Annotated in this window: 30 protein-coding genes; 12 read left to right on the top strand and 18 right to left on the bottom strand. The window is 67.8% G+C overall.

Annotated elements, in window-relative coordinates:
- The coding region (locus tag AC1DHD_RS04680) for an ABC transporter permease (RefSeq protein ID WP_476878583.1) at nt 1-903 on the bottom strand (903 nt) is incomplete at its 3' end.
- A gap of 5 nt (nt 904-908) precedes the next feature.
- Nucleotides 909-1,841 carry an ABC transporter ATP-binding protein gene (locus tag AC1DHD_RS04675; protein WP_476878582.1) on the bottom strand — a complete coding sequence of 311 codons (933 nt, stop codon included), beginning with the start codon at nt 1,839-1,841 and terminating at the stop codon, nt 909-911.
- A 145-nt stretch (nt 1,842-1,986) separates the two neighbouring features.
- Here AC1DHD_RS04675 and AC1DHD_RS04670 point away from each other — a divergent pair, with 145 nt between their 5' ends.
- Complete coding sequence (locus tag AC1DHD_RS04670; protein ID WP_476878581.1) at nt 1,987-2,259, top strand: hypothetical protein; 273 nt, start codon at nt 1,987-1,989, stop codon at nt 2,257-2,259.
- A gap of 36 nt (nt 2,260-2,295) precedes the next feature.
- Here the strand turns inward: AC1DHD_RS04670 and AC1DHD_RS04665 are convergent, their stop codons facing one another.
- Nucleotides 2,296-2,598, bottom strand: coding sequence for a DUF4193 domain-containing protein (locus tag AC1DHD_RS04665; protein ID WP_476878580.1), 303 nt, complete (start codon nt 2,596-2,598; stop codon nt 2,296-2,298).
- Nucleotides 2,599-2,729: 131 nt separating this feature from the next.
- Entirely contained in the window at nt 2,730-3,761 is a 1,032-nt protein-coding gene (locus AC1DHD_RS04660) for a hypothetical protein (protein WP_476878579.1), read from the bottom strand.
- A gap of 337 nt (nt 3,762-4,098) precedes the next feature.
- Between AC1DHD_RS04660 and AC1DHD_RS04655 the strand changes: the two genes are divergently transcribed.
- Nucleotides 4,099-4,332 (top strand): DUF3073 domain-containing protein, encoded by a 234-nt coding sequence (locus tag AC1DHD_RS04655; RefSeq protein WP_476878584.1) that lies wholly within the window; start codon nt 4,099-4,101, stop codon nt 4,330-4,332.
- 129 nt (nt 4,333-4,461) lie between these two features.
- Nucleotides 4,462-5,241 carry a VOC family protein gene (locus AC1DHD_RS04650; RefSeq protein WP_476878578.1) on the top strand — a complete coding sequence of 260 codons (780 nt, stop codon included), beginning with the start codon at nt 4,462-4,464 and terminating at the stop codon, nt 5,239-5,241.
- A gap of 29 nt (nt 5,242-5,270) precedes the next feature.
- Here the strand turns inward: AC1DHD_RS04650 and purM are convergent, their stop codons facing one another.
- The 3 genes from purM to AC1DHD_RS04635 form a co-directional block, all read right to left on the bottom strand.
- Complete coding sequence (purM, locus tag AC1DHD_RS04645; protein ID WP_476878577.1) at nt 5,271-6,440, bottom strand: phosphoribosylformylglycinamidine cyclo-ligase; 1,170 nt, start codon at nt 6,438-6,440, stop codon at nt 5,271-5,273.
- Nucleotides 6,437-8,110: an amidophosphoribosyltransferase gene (gene purF, locus AC1DHD_RS04640; RefSeq protein ID WP_476878576.1), complete on the bottom strand. Its 1,674-nt coding sequence runs from the start codon at nt 8,108-8,110 to the stop codon at nt 6,437-6,439. Before purF ends, purM begins: the two co-directional genes overlap by 4 nt.
- 77 nt (nt 8,111-8,187) lie before the next feature.
- Entirely contained in the window at nt 8,188-8,517 is a 330-nt protein-coding gene (locus AC1DHD_RS04635) for a hypothetical protein (RefSeq protein WP_476878575.1), read from the bottom strand.
- A gap of 136 nt (nt 8,518-8,653) precedes the next feature.
- On the opposite strand from AC1DHD_RS04635, the gene AC1DHD_RS04630 reads away from it, so the two are divergent.
- Nucleotides 8,654-9,502, top strand: a complete 849-nt coding sequence (locus AC1DHD_RS04630; RefSeq protein WP_476878574.1) for a class I SAM-dependent methyltransferase — start codon at nt 8,654-8,656, stop codon at nt 9,500-9,502.
- A gap of 46 nt (nt 9,503-9,548) precedes the next feature.
- On the opposite strand, the gene AC1DHD_RS04625 is transcribed toward AC1DHD_RS04630, so the two are convergent.
- The 5 genes from AC1DHD_RS04625 to map all read right to left on the bottom strand — a co-directional run bounded on the left by AC1DHD_RS04625 (nt 9,549) and on the right by map (nt 12,417).
- Nucleotides 9,549-9,983, bottom strand: coding sequence for a DUF6855 family protein (locus tag AC1DHD_RS04625; protein WP_476878573.1), 435 nt, complete (start codon nt 9,981-9,983; stop codon nt 9,549-9,551).
- A 92-nt stretch (nt 9,984-10,075) separates the two neighbouring features.
- On the bottom strand, nt 10,076-10,555 hold the full coding sequence (bcp, locus tag AC1DHD_RS04620) for a thioredoxin-dependent thiol peroxidase (protein ID WP_476878572.1): 480 nt from the start codon (nt 10,553-10,555) through the stop codon (nt 10,076-10,078).
- A gap of 78 nt (nt 10,556-10,633) precedes the next feature.
- A complete protein-coding gene (locus AC1DHD_RS04615) occupies nt 10,634-11,434 on the bottom strand; it encodes a hydroxypyruvate isomerase family protein (protein WP_476878571.1) in 801 nt (266 codons plus the stop codon).
- A 31-nt stretch (nt 11,435-11,465) separates the two neighbouring features.
- Nucleotides 11,466-11,627 (bottom strand): hypothetical protein, encoded by a 162-nt coding sequence (locus AC1DHD_RS04610; RefSeq protein WP_476878570.1) that lies wholly within the window; start codon nt 11,625-11,627, stop codon nt 11,466-11,468.
- Between the two features lie 4 nt (nt 11,628-11,631).
- Entirely contained in the window at nt 11,632-12,417 is a 786-nt protein-coding gene (gene map / locus AC1DHD_RS04605) for a type I methionyl aminopeptidase (RefSeq protein WP_476878569.1), read from the bottom strand.
- Between the two features lie 67 nt (nt 12,418-12,484).
- On the opposite strand from map, the gene AC1DHD_RS04600 reads away from it, so the two are divergent.
- Together AC1DHD_RS04600 and AC1DHD_RS04595 are read left to right on the top strand one after the other, a co-directional pair.
- Nucleotides 12,485-12,787 carry a helix-turn-helix transcriptional regulator gene (locus AC1DHD_RS04600; protein WP_476878568.1) on the top strand — a complete coding sequence of 101 codons (303 nt, stop codon included), beginning with the start codon at nt 12,485-12,487 and terminating at the stop codon, nt 12,785-12,787.
- 4 nt (nt 12,788-12,791) lie between these two features.
- Complete coding sequence (locus AC1DHD_RS04595; protein ID WP_476878567.1) at nt 12,792-13,466, top strand: uracil-DNA glycosylase; 675 nt, start codon at nt 12,792-12,794, stop codon at nt 13,464-13,466.
- Nucleotides 13,467-13,605: 139 nt separating this feature from the next.
- Here the strand turns inward: AC1DHD_RS04595 and AC1DHD_RS04590 are convergent, their stop codons facing one another.
- A complete protein-coding gene (locus AC1DHD_RS04590) occupies nt 13,606-14,082 on the bottom strand; it encodes a hypothetical protein (protein ID WP_476878566.1) in 477 nt (158 codons plus the stop codon).
- A 268-nt stretch (nt 14,083-14,350) separates the two neighbouring features.
- Nucleotides 14,351-15,187: an alpha/beta fold hydrolase gene (locus AC1DHD_RS04585; protein WP_476878565.1), complete on the bottom strand. Its 837-nt coding sequence runs from the start codon at nt 15,185-15,187 to the stop codon at nt 14,351-14,353.
- A gap of 163 nt (nt 15,188-15,350) precedes the next feature.
- On the opposite strand from AC1DHD_RS04585, the gene AC1DHD_RS04580 reads away from it, so the two are divergent.
- Complete coding sequence (locus AC1DHD_RS04580) at nt 15,351-15,512, top strand: hypothetical protein (RefSeq protein ID WP_476878564.1); 162 nt, start codon at nt 15,351-15,353, stop codon at nt 15,510-15,512.
- Between the two features lie 113 nt (nt 15,513-15,625).
- Nucleotides 15,626-16,546 carry a 2-hydroxyacid dehydrogenase gene (locus AC1DHD_RS04575; RefSeq protein ID WP_476878563.1) on the top strand — a complete coding sequence of 307 codons (921 nt, stop codon included), beginning with the start codon at nt 15,626-15,628 and terminating at the stop codon, nt 16,544-16,546.
- 48 nt (nt 16,547-16,594) lie between these two features.
- On the opposite strand, the gene AC1DHD_RS04570 is transcribed toward AC1DHD_RS04575, so the two are convergent.
- From AC1DHD_RS04570 to AC1DHD_RS04560, 3 genes are all read right to left on the bottom strand, one after another.
- Complete coding sequence (locus AC1DHD_RS04570) at nt 16,595-17,122, bottom strand: DUF427 domain-containing protein (protein ID WP_476878562.1); 528 nt, start codon at nt 17,120-17,122, stop codon at nt 16,595-16,597.
- Nucleotides 17,123-17,177: 55 nt separating this feature from the next.
- On the bottom strand, nt 17,178-17,999 hold the full coding sequence (locus AC1DHD_RS04565) for an MBL fold metallo-hydrolase (RefSeq protein ID WP_476878561.1): 822 nt from the start codon (nt 17,997-17,999) through the stop codon (nt 17,178-17,180).
- Nucleotides 18,000-18,070: 71 nt separating this feature from the next.
- Nucleotides 18,071-18,466: a VOC family protein gene (locus AC1DHD_RS04560; RefSeq protein WP_476878560.1), complete on the bottom strand. Its 396-nt coding sequence runs from the start codon at nt 18,464-18,466 to the stop codon at nt 18,071-18,073.
- Nucleotides 18,467-18,496: 30 nt separating this feature from the next.
- Between AC1DHD_RS04560 and AC1DHD_RS04555 the strand changes: the two genes are divergently transcribed.
- From AC1DHD_RS04555 to AC1DHD_RS04540, 4 genes are all read left to right on the top strand, one after another.
- Nucleotides 18,497-19,309, top strand: a complete 813-nt coding sequence (locus tag AC1DHD_RS04555) for an alpha/beta fold hydrolase (RefSeq protein WP_476878559.1) — start codon at nt 18,497-18,499, stop codon at nt 19,307-19,309.
- A complete protein-coding gene (locus AC1DHD_RS04550; protein WP_476878558.1) occupies nt 19,306-19,725 on the top strand; it encodes a hypothetical protein in 420 nt (139 codons plus the stop codon). The genes AC1DHD_RS04555 and AC1DHD_RS04550 overlap by 4 nt, the downstream gene beginning before the upstream one ends.
- 56 nt (nt 19,726-19,781) lie before the next feature.
- Nucleotides 19,782-20,219 (top strand): VOC family protein, encoded by a 438-nt coding sequence (locus tag AC1DHD_RS04545; RefSeq protein ID WP_476878557.1) that lies wholly within the window; start codon nt 19,782-19,784, stop codon nt 20,217-20,219.
- Between the two features lie 66 nt (nt 20,220-20,285).
- Nucleotides 20,286-20,627, top strand: coding sequence for a YciI family protein (locus AC1DHD_RS04540; protein ID WP_476878556.1), 342 nt, complete (start codon nt 20,286-20,288; stop codon nt 20,625-20,627).
- A 76-nt stretch (nt 20,628-20,703) separates the two neighbouring features.
- On the opposite strand, the gene AC1DHD_RS04535 is transcribed toward AC1DHD_RS04540, so the two are convergent.
- The gene (locus tag AC1DHD_RS04535) at nt 20,704-21,603 is read right to left on the bottom strand and encodes a hypothetical protein (RefSeq protein ID WP_476878555.1); all 900 of its coding nucleotides are present in this window, start codon (nt 21,601-21,603) and stop codon (nt 20,704-20,706) included.
- Nucleotides 21,604-21,687 lie beyond the last annotated feature (84 nt).

The following is a 21,687-nucleotide window of genomic DNA, read 5'->3' as shown; positions in this document are numbered from 1 at the left end:
ACTGATGGTGGACAGGTCAAAGTCGGGAATGGCGAGTTTGTCCCGGAAGAAGACGAACCCGACGACGATCGGGGTGAGGAAGACCAGGATCTGGACGAGGCCGACCATAAACAGGGCGGCGACCTTCCCGAGGATCAGGGTGGTGGGGTTCAGGGTGGTCAGGATCATCTCCGTGACCCGGTTTTCCTTCTCTTCCAGGGTGCTGCTGAGCATCTGGTTCGAAAGCAGGATGATCGACACGTAGAAGATGACCAGGAACAGCAGCGGCGGCACCGCGGAGCCGAAACCGCCCGTGAGCTGGCCGTCCTTGTAGGTCTTCGTCTCGGTCTTGACGTCCCCGCTGGCCGCGGCGGTGAGCTGCGGCGAGCCGACTTTGGCCTGCGCCGAAGCGGTCAGGAGCTGCTTGGCAACGGCGTCGTACTTGTTGTTCTCGAAGATCCCCCTGTCCGAGCCGAAGGCCTTCACGGCCTGCTTGGCCGGCTCGGCGGGATACACGAAGTAGGCGTCGCTTAGGCCCTTTTTCACGTCCTGCAGCGCCTGGCCGGGATCCGAAGTTTTCTTCCCGCCCATGGCCTTGGCGATCTCCGGGACGATCAGTCCGGAGTCGTCGGTGTAGGTGAAGGACATGGAAGCGGTCTTCTGGGCATCGGCGCTGGCCGAGGACGAGGAGTTGCTCAGGTAGACCAGGGCGAACACGATCGCGATCACCACCGGGATGGCCAGGGTGGCAATCCAGAAGCCGCGCTTCTTCAGGGTGCGGGTGAATTCGAACTCCACCACCGTGCCGAGGTTGTGCCGGGCGAAGGGGCGCTTCGGAACGGCCACCGGGGTGTCCTGGGCGGCGGATGGGCCGGAGGCTTCCGGGGCCGGGGTGTGCTGGGGTGCCGGGCTGTGCTGCGTCATCGGATTCAGACCCCTGCCAGTTCGTGGTGTTCGCCGTAGACCTTGATGAAGACTTCCTCGAGGGAGGTGCGCGCGGTGGTGAAGGATCGTACGGCGACGCCGACGTCGATCAGGTGGCGCAGGACGGTCGCCTCGTCGCCGCCGGGTCGGGGCGAGAGCTCGGCGCTGCCGCCGTCGTCGGTGACGATGTCATACAGCGGGGAGGAGGGCAGTGCGCCGGAGTAGGACAGCCGGTACAGGGTCCCGCCGAACTGTTCCTGGACCTCGGCGACCGTGCCGTAGGCGCGGGCGGTGCCGTCCTTGAGCAGGATGACCCGGTCGCAGAGGCGCTCCACCTCTTCCATCTGGTGGGTGACCATGATGACGGTGGCGCCGGCGAGTTTTTGTTCCTCGATGATGTCCATCAGCAGGCGCCGGTTGACCGGGTCGAAGCCCTTGGTGGGTTCGTCCAGGATCAGCAGCTCGGGATCGTTCATGATGGTCACGCCCAGCTGCACCTTCTGCTGCTGGCCGCCGGAAAGTTTGTCCAACCGGGTGGCCGCCTTGTCGCCCAGGTCCACGCGCTCCAGGTAGTCCCGGGACCAGGCCTTGGCGTGGGCCTTGGTGAGGCCCTTGAGCCGGCCGAAGTAGACCATTACGTCCAGGACGGCTTCCTTCTTGTAGAGGCCGCGCTCCTCGGGCAGGTAGCCCAGGCGGGCGCCGTCGCGCGGGGCGAAGACCTTGCCGCCGATGTGCAGGGTCCCGGCGGTGGGCTGGTAGATGCCCAGCAGGGCCCGGAGCGTGGTGGTTTTGCCGGAGCCGTTGCTGCCGAGGAACCCGAACGTTTCCCCGGCGCGGACATCGAAGGACAGATCCTTGATGACGGTCTTGTCCCCGAAGTCCATCCGGAAGTCTTGTATGTGCACAAGCGGCTCCGAGGCCGCGTCCCCCAACGTCATGGCACCAGCCTAACCGCAGGTCCGCGTTCCCGGGCTTAGGGGATAGACGCGTGCTGCGCGGGGTGTCGGACGCGCGCCCGCGCGACCGCCGACCAAAACCGGTGCCCGACCAATGCCGGTGCGGCCGTCCGGCCCGTGCCCTAGGGTGGAAGCACTGGCCATATCGCCGATGCTGGGGGAACTGATGGGGAAGACGCCAACCGAACGTTACGGTACGCGACTGTCGGCATGGCTGGGCATGTTTATTGCGACCACGGTCGGCGGCCCGGCGTGGTTTCGGCTCGCGGAGCGGGGCTTCAGCTGGCCGGACGCGCTGCTGCTGGCCGCCGGCGCCGGACTACTGATTTTTTGGGCCGTCAGGCTGGTCCTGCTGGAACGCCTGCTACGGACCGCCGGTAAAAACGCGGGCAGCCCCTAAATCTGTCAGGCCGGGACGGGGCAGCCCCGATCAGCCTTAGGCCTCGCAGTCGACGCAGTAGGCGTGGCCGTTCTTCTCCCGGGCGATCTGTGAGCGGTGCCGGACCAGGAAACAGGAGTAGCAGGTGAACTCGTCCTCGGCCTGCGGAACAACGTGGATGATGAGCTCTTCGTTGGAGAGATCGGCACCCGGGAGTTCGACGCCGTCGACCGTGTCCGTTTCCTCAAGTTCGAGGACCACGCTCCGCGCGTCGGGGGAGTTGGCTTCCTTCAGGGCCTCGAGGGAGGCGTTGCGGGATTCCGCGACGTCGGGTTTCACTTCGTCGTAGTCAGCTGCCACGGTAACTTCTCTCTCTGGACGATGGTTCGGACTGGACCCTACCGGACATTGGGGCGCCGGGCATTGTCAGCTGGGGCGGGCGCGCCGGTGTGCCTGCACTTCCGCAGCCACAGGTTCCGGCGTAGCGGCCCCTACAGGCGCGGGATCAGGGATTCCTTGATGAGGTTCCCGCCGTCGGCGACGAAATAGCAGTCCACCCGCCGGTCGCCTGTGCCCCAGCTGGAGGAGCTGGGATACGCGAGCTTGTAGCTGAACTGGTAGTCGCTGGACTTGTCGGTCAGCGGCGCGGCCTTGCAGGTGTCGAGGGCCTTCTTCTTCAGCGATTCGCGGCCGGGATAGGAGTCGCCGTCCGMGTAACGCTCCACGGCCACCAGCTGCGCGGAGTGCCCGGTGGTGCAGGGCACCACGGTGGAGGTCGGGGCGCTCGCGTCGAAGTCCTTGAAGCAGTCACCCAGCCGGAAGTCCATCGGGTTGACGCCTTCCAGCGGCAGCGGGCCGCGGGTTGCGGTGGATGACGCCCCGGCGGAGGCGGAGGCCGGCGCGGCGGCGTCGGACTGTTGGGTGGTGCCGCCCAGCGACGTCAGCCACCAGATCAGCAGGCCCAGGACCACGACGGCGGCCAGCGCGGCCACGACCTTCGCCGGACCCAGCCGCTGGGCTCCCGCCAGGGCGGTGCGTCCCAGTTGCTGCGTTCCGGCGCCCACCCTGCCGCCCAGCTCCCGGGCACGGGGCCCGAGGTCACCGGTCTTGAGCTGGGCAGCACGGGCCGCGAAGAGTTTGCCGAGCTGCGAGGCGCCCGAAGGGCTCTTGCGGTTCGACGGTTTGACGGTCGGCCTACCAGCGGGCGCGTCCGACGGCGGCCGCCCGCTGTCGGGGCGGGTCCGGGTTTGCGCCGGTGCCGGCGTCGAATCGGCAGTCCGGGTTTGCGTTGCCGCCCGGCGGGATGCCGGTGCTGCCTCGCCGGCAACCGGGGCATCCGTACTCGGGACTACCGGCACGGCCGACGTCGGCGGAGCCGTGGGGCGCGGCGGGATATAGAAGGAAGGCGCGCGCGGCGGGGCGGGCTGGGCGGGCCCTTCGCCGGCCGCGTCCGGGTGCCGGGCGTCAGGCATTCCGGCATCGCCGAGCCTGGCGTTCTGGTCGCCTTCAGGCTTGTCGGTCACTCGGGAATGCACCTCTTCCGTGCGTCTGGGCCGGGGTGAAGGTCCGGCGTCGGGCGCCGTTTCCGTGAGCCCATCATGAGACTCTATCGAAGAAGCGGGCCGGACCGCATGCGGACGGTACGGTGCCCCGCGCGCCGGGCGGGTGAGAGCCCGGGGCGAAACCGGCGGCAGGGCGGTCCGGATGCGACCCTTGACACTGTCCACAGACGCCCTACTGGCAAGCAGTGATTGCCGAAAGCATGTAATCTAGGTGTACGACAAATTGACCAAACATTCCGGGGCCTCACTAACGCCAATGGTGACCACCTCCGGTCCGAGTACAAAAGGGGGTCACGCCATGGGGCGCGGCCGTCAAAAGGCAAAAGCTACCAAGCAGGCTCGGGATATTAAGTACTATTCCCCGAACACTGACTACACCGCACTTCAGCGTGAGCTCAAGAGCTCCGAAGGTCGTGCGCCGAGTCGTTTTTCGAGTGAGCCGGCGGAGCCGGATTATTCGGCCTACGTGGACAAGTACGCGGACGATGTGGAAGAGGACGACGACGAGGTTGACTCGCGTCGGATAGGTTAGTCGACGCTTCTTCCGGCAGGGTGCCCAGTGCACGGATTGCCAACCACACGATTTCAGGCCCGCCGGCCACATCCTCTTTGGGGTGTGCCCGGCGGGTTTTCTGCATCCAACCTAGTGTGAAGGACGCCCATGGCCATTCGAACGGGGTTTGCCGAAGGGGAGGTCTGCTGGACGGACCTCCAGACAGCGGACGTGGCTGCGGCCAAGGAGTTYTACGCSGCCRTCYTCGGCTGGCGGTACGAGGACCWGCCCACCCCYGACGGMCGCAGCTWCGCSCAGGCGTTCCTGGGCCAGGACCTGGTGGCGGTGATCGCGCCGCAGAACCCCCTGCAGCAGGAGGCCGGTGCGCCGGGCCAGTGGAACGTCTACTTCGCCGTTGACGACGCCGCGGACCTGGCCGCCGAAGTGCCGCATGCCGGCGGGGCGCTGGAGTTCGGCCCGGAGAGCATCGGGGACACCGGCGTGATGGTCTTCTTCGCGCCTCCCGGCGGGGGGACCACCGGCGCCTGGCAGGCAGGCAGCCACTTCGGGACCGCACGCAGTGAGGAGTCCGGCGCCCTGGCCTGGGTGGAGCTGCTGACCCCCGAGCCGCAGGCCGCCGTCGGCTTCTTCCAGCAGCTGTTCCGCCACGAGGTCACCGAATACCCGCAGGACGACGGCGGCACGTACACAACCCTGATGGTGGACGGCGCCGAGGTGGCCGGCATTGCCACGGTTCCCACGGCGGAACGGAACCTCGAACCGGGCTGGCAGGTGTACTTCGGTGTCGCCGACGTCGCCGCCGCCGTGGCGGCCGCGCGGTCCGCCGGCGCTGACGTCCTGGTCGAACCGGACGGCAGCGACGACGGCGGCAGCATCGCCACCCTCCGGGACCCGCAGGGCGGCGTGTTCAGCCTGCTCGAGGCCTGAACCAGCCCTCGATCGGGTGTAGCAGGCGCTTACGCGTAGGCGTTGACCATCCGGACGGCACCGCCGTCGACGCCCTTGGCGCCCTGCACGTAATCCGGGCCGGTCTTCACAACCGAATCCGAGTTCTCGCCGACGGTTCCCATGACCCAGGAGGGCAGGCCGCGGGCATTGAGGTGGTTCACGGCGGCGTCGKCGGCCTCCGGTGAGACGATCGCGACCATGCCCACGCCCACGTTGAGGGTGCGCTCGAGGTCGGCCAGCGGGACGTTGCCCAGCTCGGAGACCAGCTTGAAGATGGGGGGAAGCTCCCACGTGCCGCGGTCCACGGTGGCCAGCAGGCCCTGCGGCAGGACGCGGGCCAGGTTGGCGGCCAGGCCGCCGCCGGTGACGTGGCTGAAGCCGTGGACGGCACGGCCGGCGGCGGAGCCGTCCACCGGGAAGGCGCGCGCCAGGTCCAGGCAGTCAGCGGCGTAGACGCGGGTGGGTTCCAGGAGTTCCTCGCCCAGGGTGCGCTCGAACTCGGAGACGTGGCGGTCCAGCGCCCAGCCGGCGTGGTTGACCACGCGGCGGACCAGCGAGTAGCCGTTGGAGTGCAGGCCGGAGGAGGCCATACCAATCACCACATCGCCGGCGCGGACCCGCTCCGGGCCGAGCAGGGCGTCGGCCTCGACCACACCGGTGGCGGCACCGGCGACGTCGTACTCGTGTTCGCCCAGCAGGCCGGGGTGTTCGGCGGTCTCGCCGCCCACCAGGGCGGTGCCGGCCACCGAGCAGGCGGCCGCGATGCCGCGGACAATGTCGGCGATCCGCTCCGGGACCACCTTGCCGCAGGCGATGTAGTCGGTCATGTACAGCGGCTCGGCGCCCACCACCACGATGTCGTCCACCACCATGCCCACCAGGTCAAACCCGATGGTGTCGTGGATGTCCATGGCCTGGGCGATGGCGACCTTGGTGCCCACGCCGTCGGTGGAGGTGGCCAGCAGCGGCCGCTTGTAGGTCAGCAGCTTCGAGACGTCGTAGAGGCCGGCGAACCCGCCGACGCCGCCGATCACGGAGGAGTTGTGGGTTGCCTTGACGGCGTCCTTCATCAGTTCGACGGCGCGGTCGCCTGCTTCGACGTCGACGCCGGCGGAGGCGTACGTGATGCCGGTGTTCGGGGCGTTGTTCGTGTCAGCGGCCGGGGAGGCGGAAGTCATACTGGCTCTTTCTTGTCGGCATCAAGCTTGTCGGCGGGTACGCGGTCGGCGTCGGTGAGCAGTTGTTCGAATTCGGCGTCGGGTCCCGGATCGCAGCCGGTGGCACCGGCCTTCTCGGCAGGGTCCTCGTCGGCGGGGATGGCGGCGTCCGCAGCGGCAGCCGAGGCGCCGGGCGCCGCGGAACGGGCAGCGGGCAGGCCGCCGAGGTCGGTGCGTTCCAGCAGGTTCTTGCCGAGCTTGTCCGCGCCGGGGAGCTCGATCGGGTACTGGCCGGTGAAGCACGCGGTGCACAGGCGTTCGCGCGGCTGCCGGGTGGCGCCGATCATGCCGTCCTCGGAGATGTAGGCCAGCGAGTCGGCGCCGATGGCCTGGGAGATCTCGTCGATGGTGGCGCCGTTGGCGATCAGCTCGGCGCGGGAGGCGAAGTCGATGCCGTAGAAGCAGGGCCACTTCACCGGCGGGGAGGAGATCTTCACGTGCACGGCGGCGGCCCCGGCTTCGCGGAGCATCCGGACAATGGCGCGCTGGGTGTTGCCGCGGACGATCGAGTCGTCCACCACCACCACACGCTTGCCGCGGATCACGGACTCCAGGGCGTTGAGCTTGAGCCGGATGCCGAGCTGGCGCAGGGTCTGGGAGGGCTGGATGAACGTCCGGCCCACGTAGGCGTTCTTGACGAAGCCGTGCGCGAAGGGGATGCCGGATTCCTCGGCGTAGCCCACGGCGGCCGGGGTGCCGGACTCGGGCACGGGAATGACGATGTCCGCTTCCTGGGTGTTCTCCCGGGCCAGCTGGCGGCCCATTTCCACGCGGGATTCGTAGACGGAACGGCCGGCGATCGCGGCGTCCGGCCGGGCGAGGTAGACGTATTCGAACACGCAGCCGGCCGGCGTCGGCTCGGCGAAGCGCTGCGAGCGGACGCCGTGCTCGTCAATGGCGATGAATTCGCCGGGCTCAATCTCACGGATGAAGCTCGCGCCCACCGTGGCGAGGGCGGACTGTTCGGAGGCGACCACCCAGCCGCGTTCCAGCCGGCCCAGAACCAGCGGGCGGATGCCGTAGGTGTCGCGGGCGGCGTACAGGGTGCCCTCGTCCATAAAGACGAAGCAGAAGCCGCCCTTGATGACGGGCAGCAGTTCCAGGGCGGTCTGTTCGAGGGACTTGCCCTCCTCGCCCTCCAGGAGAGCGGTGACCAGGGCCGTGTCAGAGGTGTTGCCCTGCTTCATTTCRCCGSTGAGCTGGCCGCCGTTGCGSTCCWCGATCATGSCCTTGAGCTCGGCGGTGTTGGTGAGGTTGCCGTTGTGCGCCAGGGCGACSGTGCCCGTGGCGGTCGCGCCGAGGGTGGGCTGGGCGTTGGCCCAGTGGCTCGCGCCTGTAGTGGAGTAGCGACAGTGGCCGACGGCCAGGTGCCCGGTCAGGGTGTTCAGCGTGGTCTCGTCGAAGACCTGGGACACGAGGCCCATGTCTTTGTAGACGTTGATCCGCTTGCCGTCGCTGGTGGCAATACCAGCCGACTCCTGACCGCGGTGCTGCAGCGCGTACAGCCCGTAGTAGGTGAGTTTTGCTACTTCTTCGCCGGGAGCCCAGACCCCGAAGACGCCACATGCGTCCTGCGGGCCTTTTTCGCCAGAGAGAAGATCATGAGAAAGTTTTCCATCGCCGCGTGCCACTGGTCGATTATCTCACGTTGTGCGCTAGGACTTTTCCGGCCGCCCGATTGTGACCTTCCGGCCGGTTGCCTGTTGGGTCAGGCGGGGTTCCCGTCGTCGGTGTCCGGCTCGGAATCCGGGACGGATTCAACGACGGCGTGCTCGGCGCGGCGGACGCTCAGGCGGTCCAGCACCAGCGCGACGACGGCGCCCACGATCGCGCCGCCCGCGATGCAGAATGTCAGGAAGAAGCCGAAGACGGAGTTGGCGTCGTAGCCCTCGTCGCTGCTGGGCACGCCGTATGCGATGACGGCGGCCACAACCACGCCCAGCAGTCCGCCCAGGATCAGGAACGGCACGTACTTCGGAGCGCGGCGGACGGTGACGGAGCGGCGTTCGGGCGCAACGGGGGTGTCTTCAGGAGCCATGCCGTTAAGCCTACTGCCCCGCGGAGCACGGACTTCCGCCGCCGTCGTCGGCCCCGAAAACCCCTAGCGGGAATGCACGGCGCGGAGCACACTATGTGGTGGGGGAGGGTGCGGTCCGGACTTCTGAGGACACACCATGTCAGTTGCAGCGGACAGCCTCCGTGACCGGCAGCGCATCATCTGGGACCAGTTCGCGGCCGGCTGGAAAAAATGGGATGCGGAACTGCTGGACTGGCACAGCCCGTTCGGCGAGGCCATGCTCGAGGACGCCGCGCTCAGGCCGGATTTCCGGGTGCTGGATGTCGCCGCCGGTTCCGGCGAGCCCGGGCTCAGCGCCGCGGCCCTGGTTCCCGGCGGGGACGTGGTCCTGGCCGACATTTCCGCCGGCATGCTGCACGTCGCAGAGGAGAAGGCAGCGGCCCGTGGCGTCACCAACGTCAGTTTCCGGGTGTGCGATGCCGCCGACCTGCCGTTCGAGGACGGGAGCTTCGACGCTGTCCTGTGCCGTTTCGGCCTGATGTTCTTCCCGGAGATGCGGACCGCCCTCGGAGAGATGGTGCGGACGGCCAGGCCGGGCGCCCGGATCAGCGCCGCTGTGTGGGGCCGGGCCGCCGCCAACCCGTGGGCGAGCCTCATTCTGGGCACCCTCGCCCAGCACACGGAACTGCCCCGCCCGGCGGCGGAGTTGCCGGGCCTGTTCCGGTGCGCCGCGCCGGGGTTTATGACTCGGATGTTCCAGGACGCAGGCCTGGGGCAGGTGACGGAGCGGACGGTCAGCACCGATCTGGTGCATGCCTCCCCGGAGAGTTACTGGGAGTTCATGATCGACATCGCCACCACGGTCGCGACAGGCCTGGCCAAGGCGGACAGGGAGGCCCGGGCGCTGATCCGGTCGGACGTGTTCCATATGCTGGGCCGGTACGAGCACCAGGGCGCAGTCAGGATGCGCTCGACGGCGACCATCGTCACCGGCACCCGCGGGTGACTCAGGCTCCCTGGCAGGAGCGTTGGGGGCTTCTGGGGCGGAACGGCTAGGCCGGGACCGCCGGCCCGGAGGCGTCGGCGATGATGGCCCGGACGGAGTTGTTGCGGGCCTCATGGGTGAGTTCCGCGAGGCCCAGCGCCTCAAGAAGGGGCGGCAGGTACATCCCGAAGCGGCCGCGGTATCCCTTCCGCAGCCCGTACCACCCGCCGACGGGGTTTTCCGGATCGCGTCCCCACGCCTCGACGGTGCCGTCGGTGGCCGGTTTGTTCTCGTCCGAGGCGCCCAGCGGGACCCAGTCGTCCTTTTCCATCAGCCACAGCTGCAGGTCTTCGATGGCGCGCAGGTGGTACTTCAGCGTGGTGGAGCCCACCTGGCAGACGAGGGCCGGGGGATCGGCCTGTTCATCCTTGTACATCGTGTATTCGGACGTTCCCGAGGCCGTCTTGAGCTCCCAGGGATCCTGCTTGGTTCCAGATGCCACGTGCTGACCGCCTTCGGTAGGGTCCTTTGCCGGCTGATGGGACCGAGCCTACCCACTGCACCCTCTCGGGCGCGAGGGCTGGGCGCGAGGGTCTAGACGCCCAGCTCTTCCTTCAGCGCAGCGACGTGCCCGTCGGCCTTGACCTGGTACTGCGCCAGCTTGACCTTGCCCTCCGGGTCCAGGACCACGGTGGAGCGGACGATGCCCTCGGTGATCTCGCCGCGGACCAGTTTCTCGCCCCACGCACCGTACGCGAGGGCCACGGCGTGGTCCTCGTCGGCGAGCAGCGGGAAGGTCAGGGCGAAGTCGCCGGTGAAGTGCGCCAGGGCCTCGGGGGCATCCGGGGAGATCCCCAGGACCTCATAGCCGGAGCCCTGGAGGGAGGACAGGCTGTCGCGGAAATCGCAGGCTTCGGTGGTGCAGCCCGGGGTGGCGGCCTGCGGGTAGAAGTAGACGATGACGTTCTTGCCGCGGTAGTCAGCCAGGGCCACCGGCTTGCCCTCGGCGTCCGGCAGCGTGAAGTCGGGGGCCGGCGTTCCGGGCTGAAGCTTGACAGTGAGGTTCTGGCTCATGGGAGGTCCTTCGCGGGGCTGATGGATACGTGTCTGTGGTGCACAACACCGGGCGCCGATGCCGTATTCCGTCAGCGGTCAGCGGGGTGTCGGCTGGCGTAGTGCCCAGTCGAAGGCCGTCGCGGCGGAGGCCTTGTACTCCAGGCCGATCCTGCCCCGGTAGCCGAGTTCACGGCTGCGGGCGATCCACCGTTCCAGCGGCAGGGTCCCTGTTCCGGGGGCGCCGCGGCCGGGCGCGTCGGCGATCTGGACGTGGCCGAAGTCCGCGGCATGCCTGTCGATGACGGCATCGACGTCGTCGCCGTTGACGGCGAGGTGGTAGAAGTCGGCGAGCAGTTTGATGTTGGCCGCGCCGGTTTCCTGCCGGACGCGGTCGATGACCCGGACGGCGTCGTCGGCGGTAAGCAGCGGGTAATCGGGGGCGCCGCTGACGGGTTCGAGCAGCACGGTTCCGCCGATCGGGGCGACGCCGGCGGCCGCGGCCGCGAGGTTCTGGACGGCGAGTTCGTCCTGGGCCTCCGGGGCGTGCCCGCGAAGGCGGTTTCCGTAGAGGGCGTTGAAGGACGTGCAGCCGAGCCGGCCGCCGATCCCGGCAACGACGTCGATGTTGTCCCGGAACTCGGCCGAGCGCCCGATCCAGGAGACCAGGCCGCGGTCGCCTCCCGGCATATTTCCGGCGTTGAAGTTCAGGCCGGAGAGCTGGACACCGGCGTCGGTGACCGCGCGTTCGAACCGGGTGATTTCGGCGTCGCCCGGGACGGAAGCCTCGAAGGGCCACCAGAATTCGACGGCGTCGAACCCGGCGGCTTTCGCCGCTGCGGGCCGTTCCAGCAGCGGCAGCTCGTCCAGCATGATGGAGCAGTTCACGGCATAGGTCATAGCGGGTTCCTTCCGGGCGAGCGGGGGAGCCCTACCGTTTTCGGGGATCTTTCCGGGCCGCAAGCCCCACCAGGGCGCCGATTCCCAGGCCGATCAGCAGCCCGGTAAACGGTTTGTCGACGGTGGCCACGCCGACGGCGAAGCCGATGGCAGCGCCAACCAGCATCCCGATCCACAGCGACTCGTACTTCACAGCCTCAGGCTAGCAACCCCGGGGCCGGGAGGGTGAGGATTTCGGCGGCGCCGTCCGTGATGGCGATGGTGTGCTCGCTGTGGGCGGTCCGGCAGCCGGTGGCGCTGCGGAGTGTCCAGCCGTCGGGGTCCGTGACGAGTTTGGCCGTGTCCGCCATGACCCACGGCTCGAGCGCCAGCAGCAGCCCCGGGCGCAGCTGGAATCCGCGTCCCGGCCGCCCGGTGTTGGGCACGTGCGGGTCCTGGTGCATGGTCGATCCGATGCCGTGGCCGCCGAACTCGGTGTTGATCGGGTACCCCGCTTCCGTGAGGACTGTGCCGATGGCGTGCGCGATGTCGCCGATGCGGGCCCCGGGCGTGGCCGCGGCGATTCCCGCCTTCAGGGCGCGCTCGGTCGCGTCGATCATGGCGACGCTGGCCGCGGGCCGTGAGCCGCCTACCAGGAAGCTGATGGCGGAATCCGCGGCGATGCCTTTTTTGGAGACGGCGAGGTCGAGGGTCAGCAGGTCCCCGTCGGCCAGCGCGTAGTCGTGGGGGAGCCCGTGCAGGACGGCGTCGTTGACGGCCGTGCAGATGTAGTGGCCGAACGGCCCGCGGCCGAAGGAGGGAGCGTAGTCGAAATAGCAGGAGTCGGCGCCGGCGCCGGCGATCATTTCCCGGGCCCAGCGGTCAATCTCGAGGAGGTTCGTGCCGACTTTGGTCCGGTTCTTCAGCGTCTGCAGGATGGTGGCGACCAGCGCCCCCGACTCCCTGCCCCGGTCCAGTTCGGTTGGGTTCAGGATCTCGATCATGCGCGCCTCACTGTCTTTACTCCAATAACTATCCCGGCCATATTATCCCGGTACTACAATTGGGTCCATGGTCAGATTGCCACTCACATCCGAAGAGGTCGAGCGCGGAGAGCGCCTCGGGGCCCTGCTGCGCCGGGCCAGGGGCCAGCGTTCCATGCTCCGGACCGCGCTCGACGCCGGGGTTTCACCGGAAACCCTCCGGAAGATCGAGACCGGCCGGGTGGCGACCCCGGCGTTCCCGACCATCGCCGCGATTGCCGAGGTCCTGGGGCTTTCCCTGGACGCGGTGTGGGCCGAGGTCAACGGTCCAGGGCGGGCTGTTGAGGCGGCCGGTGGCCCCCGCGGYGGGCATGACCGGCTGGCTTCCTGATCCGGTGGACTTAGAGTCCGGGCACGGCGTGATCGCGCCCTCGATCGAGGACTTTGTCCGCCGTCTCGCCKCGGTGAAGACGGGCCCCGGCTGTACCAACTTCTTCGACCACACCTCTGCCGCGAACGCGCTGCGCCGGCGGAACCTGGCCCTCTACCTGCAGGAAATGCTGGACCGCGCGCCCACCGTGCTCCTGCTGGGAGAGGCCCCCGGGTTCAGGGGCATGAGGATTACCGGGGTTCCCTTTACCAGCCGCACCATCCTGGCCGGCCCGGTCAATCCGCTGGGCCTGTTCGGTCCGGGCAGGGGCTACGTGCTGCCGGCGGACGCTGCCGGGATCGCGGCGGAGCCCACTGCCACCGTGATGTGGGAGGTCCTGGCCGAGGTGGGCATCCTGCCGCTGCTCTGGAGCGCCTGCCCCTGGCACACCCACGTCCCCGGCCGGCCGCTGTCCAACCGCACCCCCACGGCGGCCGAGGCGGCGCTCGGCGCCCCGTTCTGGCAGGCGCTGCGGGAGCTGTTCGGGATCGAGACGGTGGTGGCGGTGGGGAACGTGGCGCACCGCAGCCTGCAGCGCAACGGCCTGGACGTGCCGAAGATCAGGCACCCGGCCCATGGCGGACGGTCCGGGTTCAAGCGGGGCCTGGAGGAACTGATGGCGGCAGGCGCGGCGGGATAGGCCGGTCCGGCGGGCCGGGGGCAGGCCCGCTAGCTCGGGGACGCGGCAACCGGGCACACGCAGGCAAGCCGGGGGATTCCCCGGCTTGCCGGTGCGCGATGGCAGCCGCCGGACCGGTGGCCCGACGTCGGACGGTTCCTCAGTGCCCGATTGTTGCCACCTCGCTCATTTCCCAGTGGGTCCAGTTGGACCAGTGGTCGCCGCTGCGGACGCGGAACGAGACGAGCTGGTACACCTTTTCACTGCCACGGCGGTCATGGACGCGGTCGTAGCTGTGGATGGTCACCGAGTCGTCGCGGCGGTTGAAGGACTCCCAGAAGACGGACCGGCCCAGGAAGTCGTCGTGCCGGCGGCCATGCTCTTCCTCAAAGCGCAGCTGCCTGATCTGAACGCTCCTGTGGTCCTTGCAGTCAACCTCGATGCGGAAATCGACCCAGTGGTGGCGCTCGGTAGGCGTCAGCGGATCCACGGTGCAGCCACGGAAGTCGGTCGAGGCATCGGCCGGTGCTGCCAGGGCTACCGGTCCTCCGATGAGACCCAGGGTGAGGGCCGAAGCCAGGGCAAACCTGACCGACCGGGGCCGGGATTTTCTTGCTGTTGGGGTAGTGGTGGACATTTCCTTTGGTGCTCCTACTGGAGGATGCGGTGCTTCAGTGTCGGACGGCGTGCGCCGGTCACGATCACGCCGCAGGGACGCCGCAGCCGCGGCGGCACCACCGTCCAGAATCGATTAGCTCACCCGTGCTAAGTGCGGGTGCAGGTCCGGGTGCTCCAGGCATTCCCGGTACGTTAATCGTGCGCCTGACCGCGCCCGCGCGCCAGCCCCGCGGCGCATTCGGAATAGCGCCGCGGGATGGCCGGACCGGGTCCGGAGCGCCGGTTCGCTACTTCGCCAGGAACCCGAGCAGGGCCTCGTTGACCTCCGCGGCGTGGGTCCAGAGCATGCCGTGCGGGGCGCCGTCGATCTCCACGTAGTCGGCGTCCGGCAGGGCCTTGGCGAAGCGCCGGCCGGTGACGTCGATCGGGAGGATATTGTCGGCGGTGCCGTGCACAATCAGTGCCGGGACGTCGATCTTCGGGATGTCCCCGCGGAAGTCGGTCAGCCAGGTGGGTTGCGCGGCCACGGATGCCGTCGGGCCGCCGGCGGTGGCGAGGTTCCAGCCGGCGCGCATGACTTCCTCGCTGAGCCGGGGCGTGCCCAGGAAGGTGTCGCTGTTGTAGAAGTTCTTGAAGAAGTCGGTAAAGAAGGCGTAGCGGTCTGCCGTGACCGCTTCGAGCAGCCCATCGAACACGGACTGCGGAACGCCGTCCGGGTTGTCCTCGGTCTGCAGGAGGTAGGGCTCCAGTGAGCCCAGGAACGCGGCCTTCGCCACCCGCTGCGAGCCGTAGGTGCCCAGGTAGCGGCCCACTTCGCCGGTGCCCATCGAGAATCCGACCAGCACGGCGTCGTTGAGGTCCAGGTCCGTCATCAGGGTGTTCAGGTCGGCGGCAAAGGTGTCGTAGTCGTAACCGTCGGTGGGTTTGCTGGAGCGGCCGAACCCGCGCCGGTCGTACGTGATCACGCGGTAGCCGGCGGCCAGGAGTGCGGTGGTCTGCTTCTCCCAGGATGACCCGTCCAGCGGATAGCCGTGGATCAGCACCACGGGCTGGCCGGCGCCGTGGTCCTCGTAGTAAAGCTCGACGTCGGTGCTGTTTTCGGTTCCAACCTTGATGTGTGCCATGAAGCGGTCCTCTCGGTACGGTCTGACGTCAGTACATGCGTCCCGGCGGTGGGACCCACTGTAAGGAACCAACGCCGCCGGCGGACAGGGTGTTCCACGAATTTGCCACCAATACCCCCAGGGGTATAGTTGAGCAACGAACCCCCGATAAAAGGAGCCCACAATGTGCCAGGCAGTTGCATGCAAGAAGTGCGGAAAAACCACCTGGGCCGGCTGCGGCCAGCACGTCGACCAGGTCATGCGCGGTGTGAAGGCGGCGGACCGCTGCAAGGGCCACGAGGACGAGCCGAAGACCGGCTTCTTCGCCAAGTTGTTCAGCCGCTAGGCGGCAACGGCGGCGCGTTCCGAGGCCGGGCGCCGCAGGTCGGTGCCGTAATACGACGACGGCGGACCGCCCCGTCCGCCGTCGTCCGCCTGGAGACGATTAGGCTGGCAGCTATGCCGAAGAAGATCACTGTCAGCCTGCCGGACGCCTCCCTGCGTGAGTACCTCCAGCCCCATCCGGACGTCACCATCCTCGAATGGGACATGACCGGGGAGCCCCCGCTGCAAAGAATCGACATTGTTGTTCCGCCCTACATGGCCGGGACTCGGCCGCTCGGCGCGCTGAAGGACGTGGAGACCGTGCTGGTGCAGAGCCAGTCCATCGGCTACGACGGCGTGACCGACGTTTTGCCGGCCGGCCGCGTCTTCGCCAACGCCGCGAGCGTCCACGAAACGTCCACGGCCGAACTGACCCTGGCCCTCATCCTGGCAAGCCAGCGCGAGTTTCCGCGGATGCTGCGGAACCAGCAGGACGGCCGCTGGGAGAGCCGCCCGACGGCCAGCCTCGCCGATCAGCGCGTGCTGATTGTCGGGTACGGTGGCGTCGGAAAGGCCATCGAGGACAGGCTCCTGCCGTTCGAAACCACTGTCACCCGGGTGGCCAGCCGCGCCCGGACCGACGCCCGCGGCCCCGTCCACGGCATCGACGAGGTCGGTAGCCTGCTGCCGAACCACGACATCGTGGTGGTCGTGGTGCCGCTGCGCGATTCCACCCGCCACCTCATCGACGACGCGTTCCTTGCCGCCATGCCCGACGGCGCCCTGCTGGTCAACGTGGCCCGCGGCCCCGTTGCGGACACCGAAGCCCTCGTCAAGCACACCACTGCCGGCCGGATCCGCGCCGCACTGGACGTCACCGACCCCGAGCCGCTGCCCCAGGACCACCCGCTGTGGGGCACGCCCGGCGTCATCATCAGCCCGCACATCGGCGGGGCATCCGCGGCCATGCGCCCGCGGATGGGCCGGCTGCTGCAGCGCCAGATCGAGCTTATGATGGCCGGCGAACCACCCCTGAACGTGGTGCTGAACGGCTAGCCCCGGCCATACCCGGGGCCGGTTGGCAGGCATGCCGGAGCGAAGCGCCTACCAGCCGTTAGTGCCCGGGGCGCCCTTGAACGGTCCCACGATGTTCGCGGTGATCCAGCCGCCGTAGAAGTCGCCGGCCTGGGCGGCCACCTTCTCGCCGTCGACCTCGCAGGACTCCATGCGGCCGGGGTAGAGGGCCACCCGTGTGCTGAGTGCCTCGAAGCCCCGGGCCGGGTCCGGATAGGTCCACGCGCCGCGGCTAACCGTGACGCCGCCGGCGACGACGTCGAAGTAGTGCGCTTCGCCCTTGAATTCGCAGAAGCTGGTGCCCTCCGCCGGGACAAGCACTCCGGGTGGGAAGGCGTCCACCGGCAGGTAGTAGACCGGGGGGTGGCTGGTTTCCAGGACCCGAACCGTAGAGGTGGTGTCGGCTATGACGTGTCCGCCGAGCCGGACCACCACCCGTTCGGACCGGGGCTCCGCCCGAGGCGGCCGCGGGTAGTCCCACACCGATTCCTGGCCCGGCCCCGCCTTGATGGGCCGGGGGCGACGGAGGAAGCCTGAAACGCCGTTGCTGGGAGTCATCTCCACATCATGGCACCTTCCGCGGCCGAGACCAGGGTGGGGTGCGCCACGGCCCTTATTTTGGCGTCCCGTTGTGCGGCCGTTGGGCGAGTTGCTGGGCCTGCCGTTGATGCACTCCGGGTAGCCAATCCAGCGCAGCGGACGGTCCGAGCCGCGGGTCGTCGGGTTCGGCGCCGTCGCGCAGGCCCGCCAGGTAGGCGCGGTCCTGGTGCACTCGCGCCCGCAGCTGACCGGCCCCGCCGACGGAACCGTGCCCCGGGACGACCGCGACGACGTCGTCGGCCACGCCTTCGAAAAGCAGCAGTGCCGCGAGATAGTCCCCGACCGGATCCGCGGCTTTCAGGTCCAGGAACGGCATCAGGATGTCCGAAAGCATGTCGCCGGCGACCAGCACGCCGCTCTCCTCGACCAGCAGCGCCGCGTGGCCCGCGGCATGGGCCTGATGCTCCAGGATCCGGACGGTTGGGCCGTCCCAGGGGACGTGCGCGGTGCCGGCGGGCAGCCCGGTGATGAGGCCAAGGTGTTCCATCGGGATTTCCGCGGCGAAGTCCGGCGGGAGCACCCCGGCGACGCGGACTTCCCAGTCCGGCTGTGAGAGCAGTTCCCGGATCGGGGCCGCGCAACGGGCCGTGGCGTAGCGGGGCGCGTCGCCGAAATCCGCGAGCCAGAGGACATGGTCCCAGTGCGGATGGGTCGAAAAGCCCGCCACGACCGGCTGGCCCAATTCGCGAAGGTCTTGGGCTAGGGCGGCCATTTCGTTTCGGGTTATCCCCGGGTCAATCAGCAGCACACCCGCCTGTCCCTGCACGATCACGCAGTTGCTCTGCAGGAACTTGCTCTCATGGACCAGAACGCCCTCAGCGACTTGCTTCAGCACGATGTGCCTTCTTGTAGTGGTTGGTAGTGCCTGCCGAGACGGTATTCCCGGGCGGTGGCGGAGCGCAAGGACTACGGCGCACTTCTTTCACCCGGGGTGGGAGAATTTCCGGGCCCGGCGGTGTCCACCACGCAGAACCGGTTGCCTTCCGGGTCGGCCAGGATCACGTAGTCCGCGTCCGCCGGCAGTTTGTCCCAGTGCACCCGGGTGGCGCCGAGCGCGAGGAGCCGCTCCACTTCGGCGGCCTGGTGGTCTGTGTAGRGGTCCAGATGCAGGCGCGGCGGGACCTGCACAGGGGCGGGGACGCGGTCCAGGGAGACGCACGTTCCACTGCCGCCGGGCGGTTGTAGGATGACAAAATCGTCCTCAGGTTCGTGCCGGGGCGAAAAGCCCAGGGCAGCCTGCCAGAAGGCCAACTGGAGTTCGAGGTTGTCCACCCGGATCACGATCGAGCCAATGCTCAGCATGTTGCCAAGCTACACCGGGAGGGAAGTTAAGTGATCGCGGAGTCCACCACCGTCCGGGCGCGGGACGGCTTTGAACTGGCCGTGCAGGCCCGCGGTCCGGCCGGCGCCCCGGTGTTGCTGCTGCTTCAGGGGCAGGCCAATTCCCACCGCTGGTGGGACGGGATCCGGGACGCCTTCGAAGGTGAGTTCCGGACCATCCCGATGGATTATCGCGGCACGGGATCGAGCCGCGGCCCGGTGGAGCACTGGACCATCGCAGGGTTCGCGGCCGACGCAGCGGACGTGCTGGCCGGCGTCGGAGTTCGAAGGGCGCTGGTCTACGGGACATCGATGGGTGGCCGTGTTGCGCAGATGCTGGCGGTGAATCATCCCCAGCGGGTGGCGGCCCTGGTGCTGGCGTGTACGTCACCGGGCGGGACGAACGCCGTTCCGCGTCCGCGTGGCGTCAGTGCGTCCCTGGCCGCAGGGTCACCGGATGAGCGGCTGGCGATCCTGCACCGTCTGTTCTACACGCCGGCGTGGCCGCATGCTCCGCGGGACAGTTTCCTGCTGGGGGACCCGACGATGACCCGGGCTGAGGCTTCCGCCCATCGGAAGGCGAGCCGGCAGCATGACGCCTGGGAGTTCCTACCTGACCTGGACGTCCCCACCCTGGTCCTGCACGGGGACGATGACCAGATGACGCCGGTGGAAAATGCCAGGCTGCTGGCGGAGCGGATTCCTGCGGCCGAGTTACGGATCTATCCCGGCGGACGGCACGGGTTTTTCGAGGAATTTTCGGCGCAGGTCAACCCGGTGGTGGCGGAATTTTTTGCCGCCTTCAAGGCTCCGGCGCGGCAATGAGTGGGGCGGAGACGTCGCCGGAGTTTGTCAGATACCAAGCGGTCCGACCGAACGCACGCGGGAATCATGTCGGGATATTCGGTCTAGCCAACGGGCTGGCGAAGGAAGGCAGGCTAACCAGCGAAGATTACCGCTGGTGGCAGGACGCGAACGCCTGGTACGACGCCGCCTATCCCGACCCCAACCGTGCCGATCCCACTGTCTACGACCGCGAACGCAATCCGCATGCCCAGGCATGGTTCAAGGCCAGCGCAACACACCTGCTGGCCCGAATTCCCGGTTATCTTCAGTTGCTGGCCCGGTACGCCGTGCCGTGGGAGGAACTCCGTACGCCCACCCCGGGGCGTGTCCTCTATGAAGATGACGTCCAAGTTGTGGTGGATCCTCAGACCAGTCCAACCGCGGCGCTGCCCTAAGGTTGTGCCGCTCAACTACTGGAGCTTTGGGGCCCGCTCTCGGTAGCGTGAGCCGCATGACCATCAAACTGGAGAACGTCGGCATTGCCGTGCGTGACCTCGAGGCAGCGATCGCCTTTTTCTCGGACCTTGGCCTGACCGTCGTCGGCCGTGACACCGTCAGCGGCGCCTGGACCGACACCGCCGTCGGCCTTGACGGCAACCACGCCAAGATTGCCATGCTCCAGACGCCCGACGGCCACGGGCAGCTGGAGCTCTTTGAGTACATCCACCCCACGGCGATCGAGACGGAACCCACCCTTCCCAACGAGATCGGCATGCACCGGGTGGCTTTTTCGGTCGACGACATCGACGAGGCCCTCGCCATCGCCGCCAAGCACGGTTGCCACCCGCTGCGAGGCGTCGCGAACTACCAGGACATTTACAAGCTGACCTACCTCCGTGGCCCCAGCGGCATCCTCGTGATGCTCGCGCAGGAACTGAACAAAAGCTAACCTCCGGCCGGCCCTGGACCGGCGGGCACTGACCGAGCGTCCCGCAGCACTGAAGGAGTTGACGCGATGACTAAGTACCTGATCCCGTTCCCGAGCGCCGCGATGGTGTTCCCCGAGGATGAACTGCCGGCCGTCGCTGAGGCGGCACACGCCGTCGTCCAGGAAGCGAAGGACGCCGGCGTCTGGGTCTTCGGCGGAGGCATTGATGAGAGTATCCCGCCTGTGATGGTCGACGCCGATGGGAGCGTCCGCGACGGCACCTACCCGCAGACGGCGCAGCTCGAAGGCGGCTATACGGTGATGGAGTTGCCGTCGTACGAGGCCGCCCTGGAATGGGCCGCCAAGATCGCGACCGCCTGCCGTTGCGCGCAGGAGGTCCGCGCGTTCCAGTACGACCCCGCCAGTTAGTGCGCGTGAGAAAGGAAAGGCCCCCGGGGAAAACCGGAAGCCTTTCCTTTTCTAGTTATGTTGGTTGGGTTTGTACTTACTTGACGGCGACAAATGCTGTGTCGGCAAGCATTCCCGGCCGAATAGCGAGGACGCCCTGCGCTGCGGTTGCTGACGGGACCTCAATGGCCTTGTTGCCTTTGGCCGTCGCGCCCTTGTAGAGAGTACTGGTCGTGTTGATCGCCTGCGGTGCCATGATCAGTTTGTCGAGTCCGTTAATGGTCTTGCCGTCGGGCGTGACGTAGTCGACGGAGACGAACGCGGGCATCTGACCGTTGGCGTCGTCACCGATGTAGGTGGCGGAGTAGTTCACGAGGATGTACTCGGATCCTGCGGCCGGCGGCTTGTTATAGGTATCGGCAGCAAGGACGGCATTGGTGGCGCCAAGCTTGACGGAGTTAACGACGATCCGCCAGTCCTTGGACTCCACGGCCGAACCAATCGGGTTCGGGTTCTCGCGGGTTCCGACTTTGCTGTCGGCTTTACCGGCCGGCGCCGCGTTCGCGGAGGGCGCACCGGAAGGCTGGACGACCTTCGTCTCTCCGCTGCCCATTGCGTTACTGAGCGATGTGGCGACGACCGAAGTAAATACGACGACCCCGACGATGGTGCCGACGACCGAAAGGATGAGGGCCGCGATGCCCATGCCCTTGCCCTTGTCCTTGAAGAACAGGGAAACAATGGAAAGGATGAACGCAATAGGAAGCAGAATCCAGCCGATGATGAGGGCGCCCGGAACGCAAGCGAAGATGAATCCGACGATCGCCGCAATAAGTGCGATCAGTCCAACAGTGTTTCGCGGTTTCTTCGTCTTGGTTGGCTGCTGCGTAGGCAATTGAGGGGGCGCCCCGTGAACGGACGGTGCCGAGTACGGTTGCTGCGGATCGTGGGGCGCGGTCTGCTGTGAGCCCACCCCAGGGAGCTCTGAATTTGTCATGAAACAAACTATCGCAGAGGGGTATGACAGCCAACGTTTGCCGACACAGGCGGGATGATAACGAATTGGCACTGAAAATTAGCC

It is taken from the genome of Arthrobacter sp. 05L45_2, from assembly GCF_056397525.1.
This window is presented reverse-complemented; position numbering and strand designations above follow the sequence as displayed.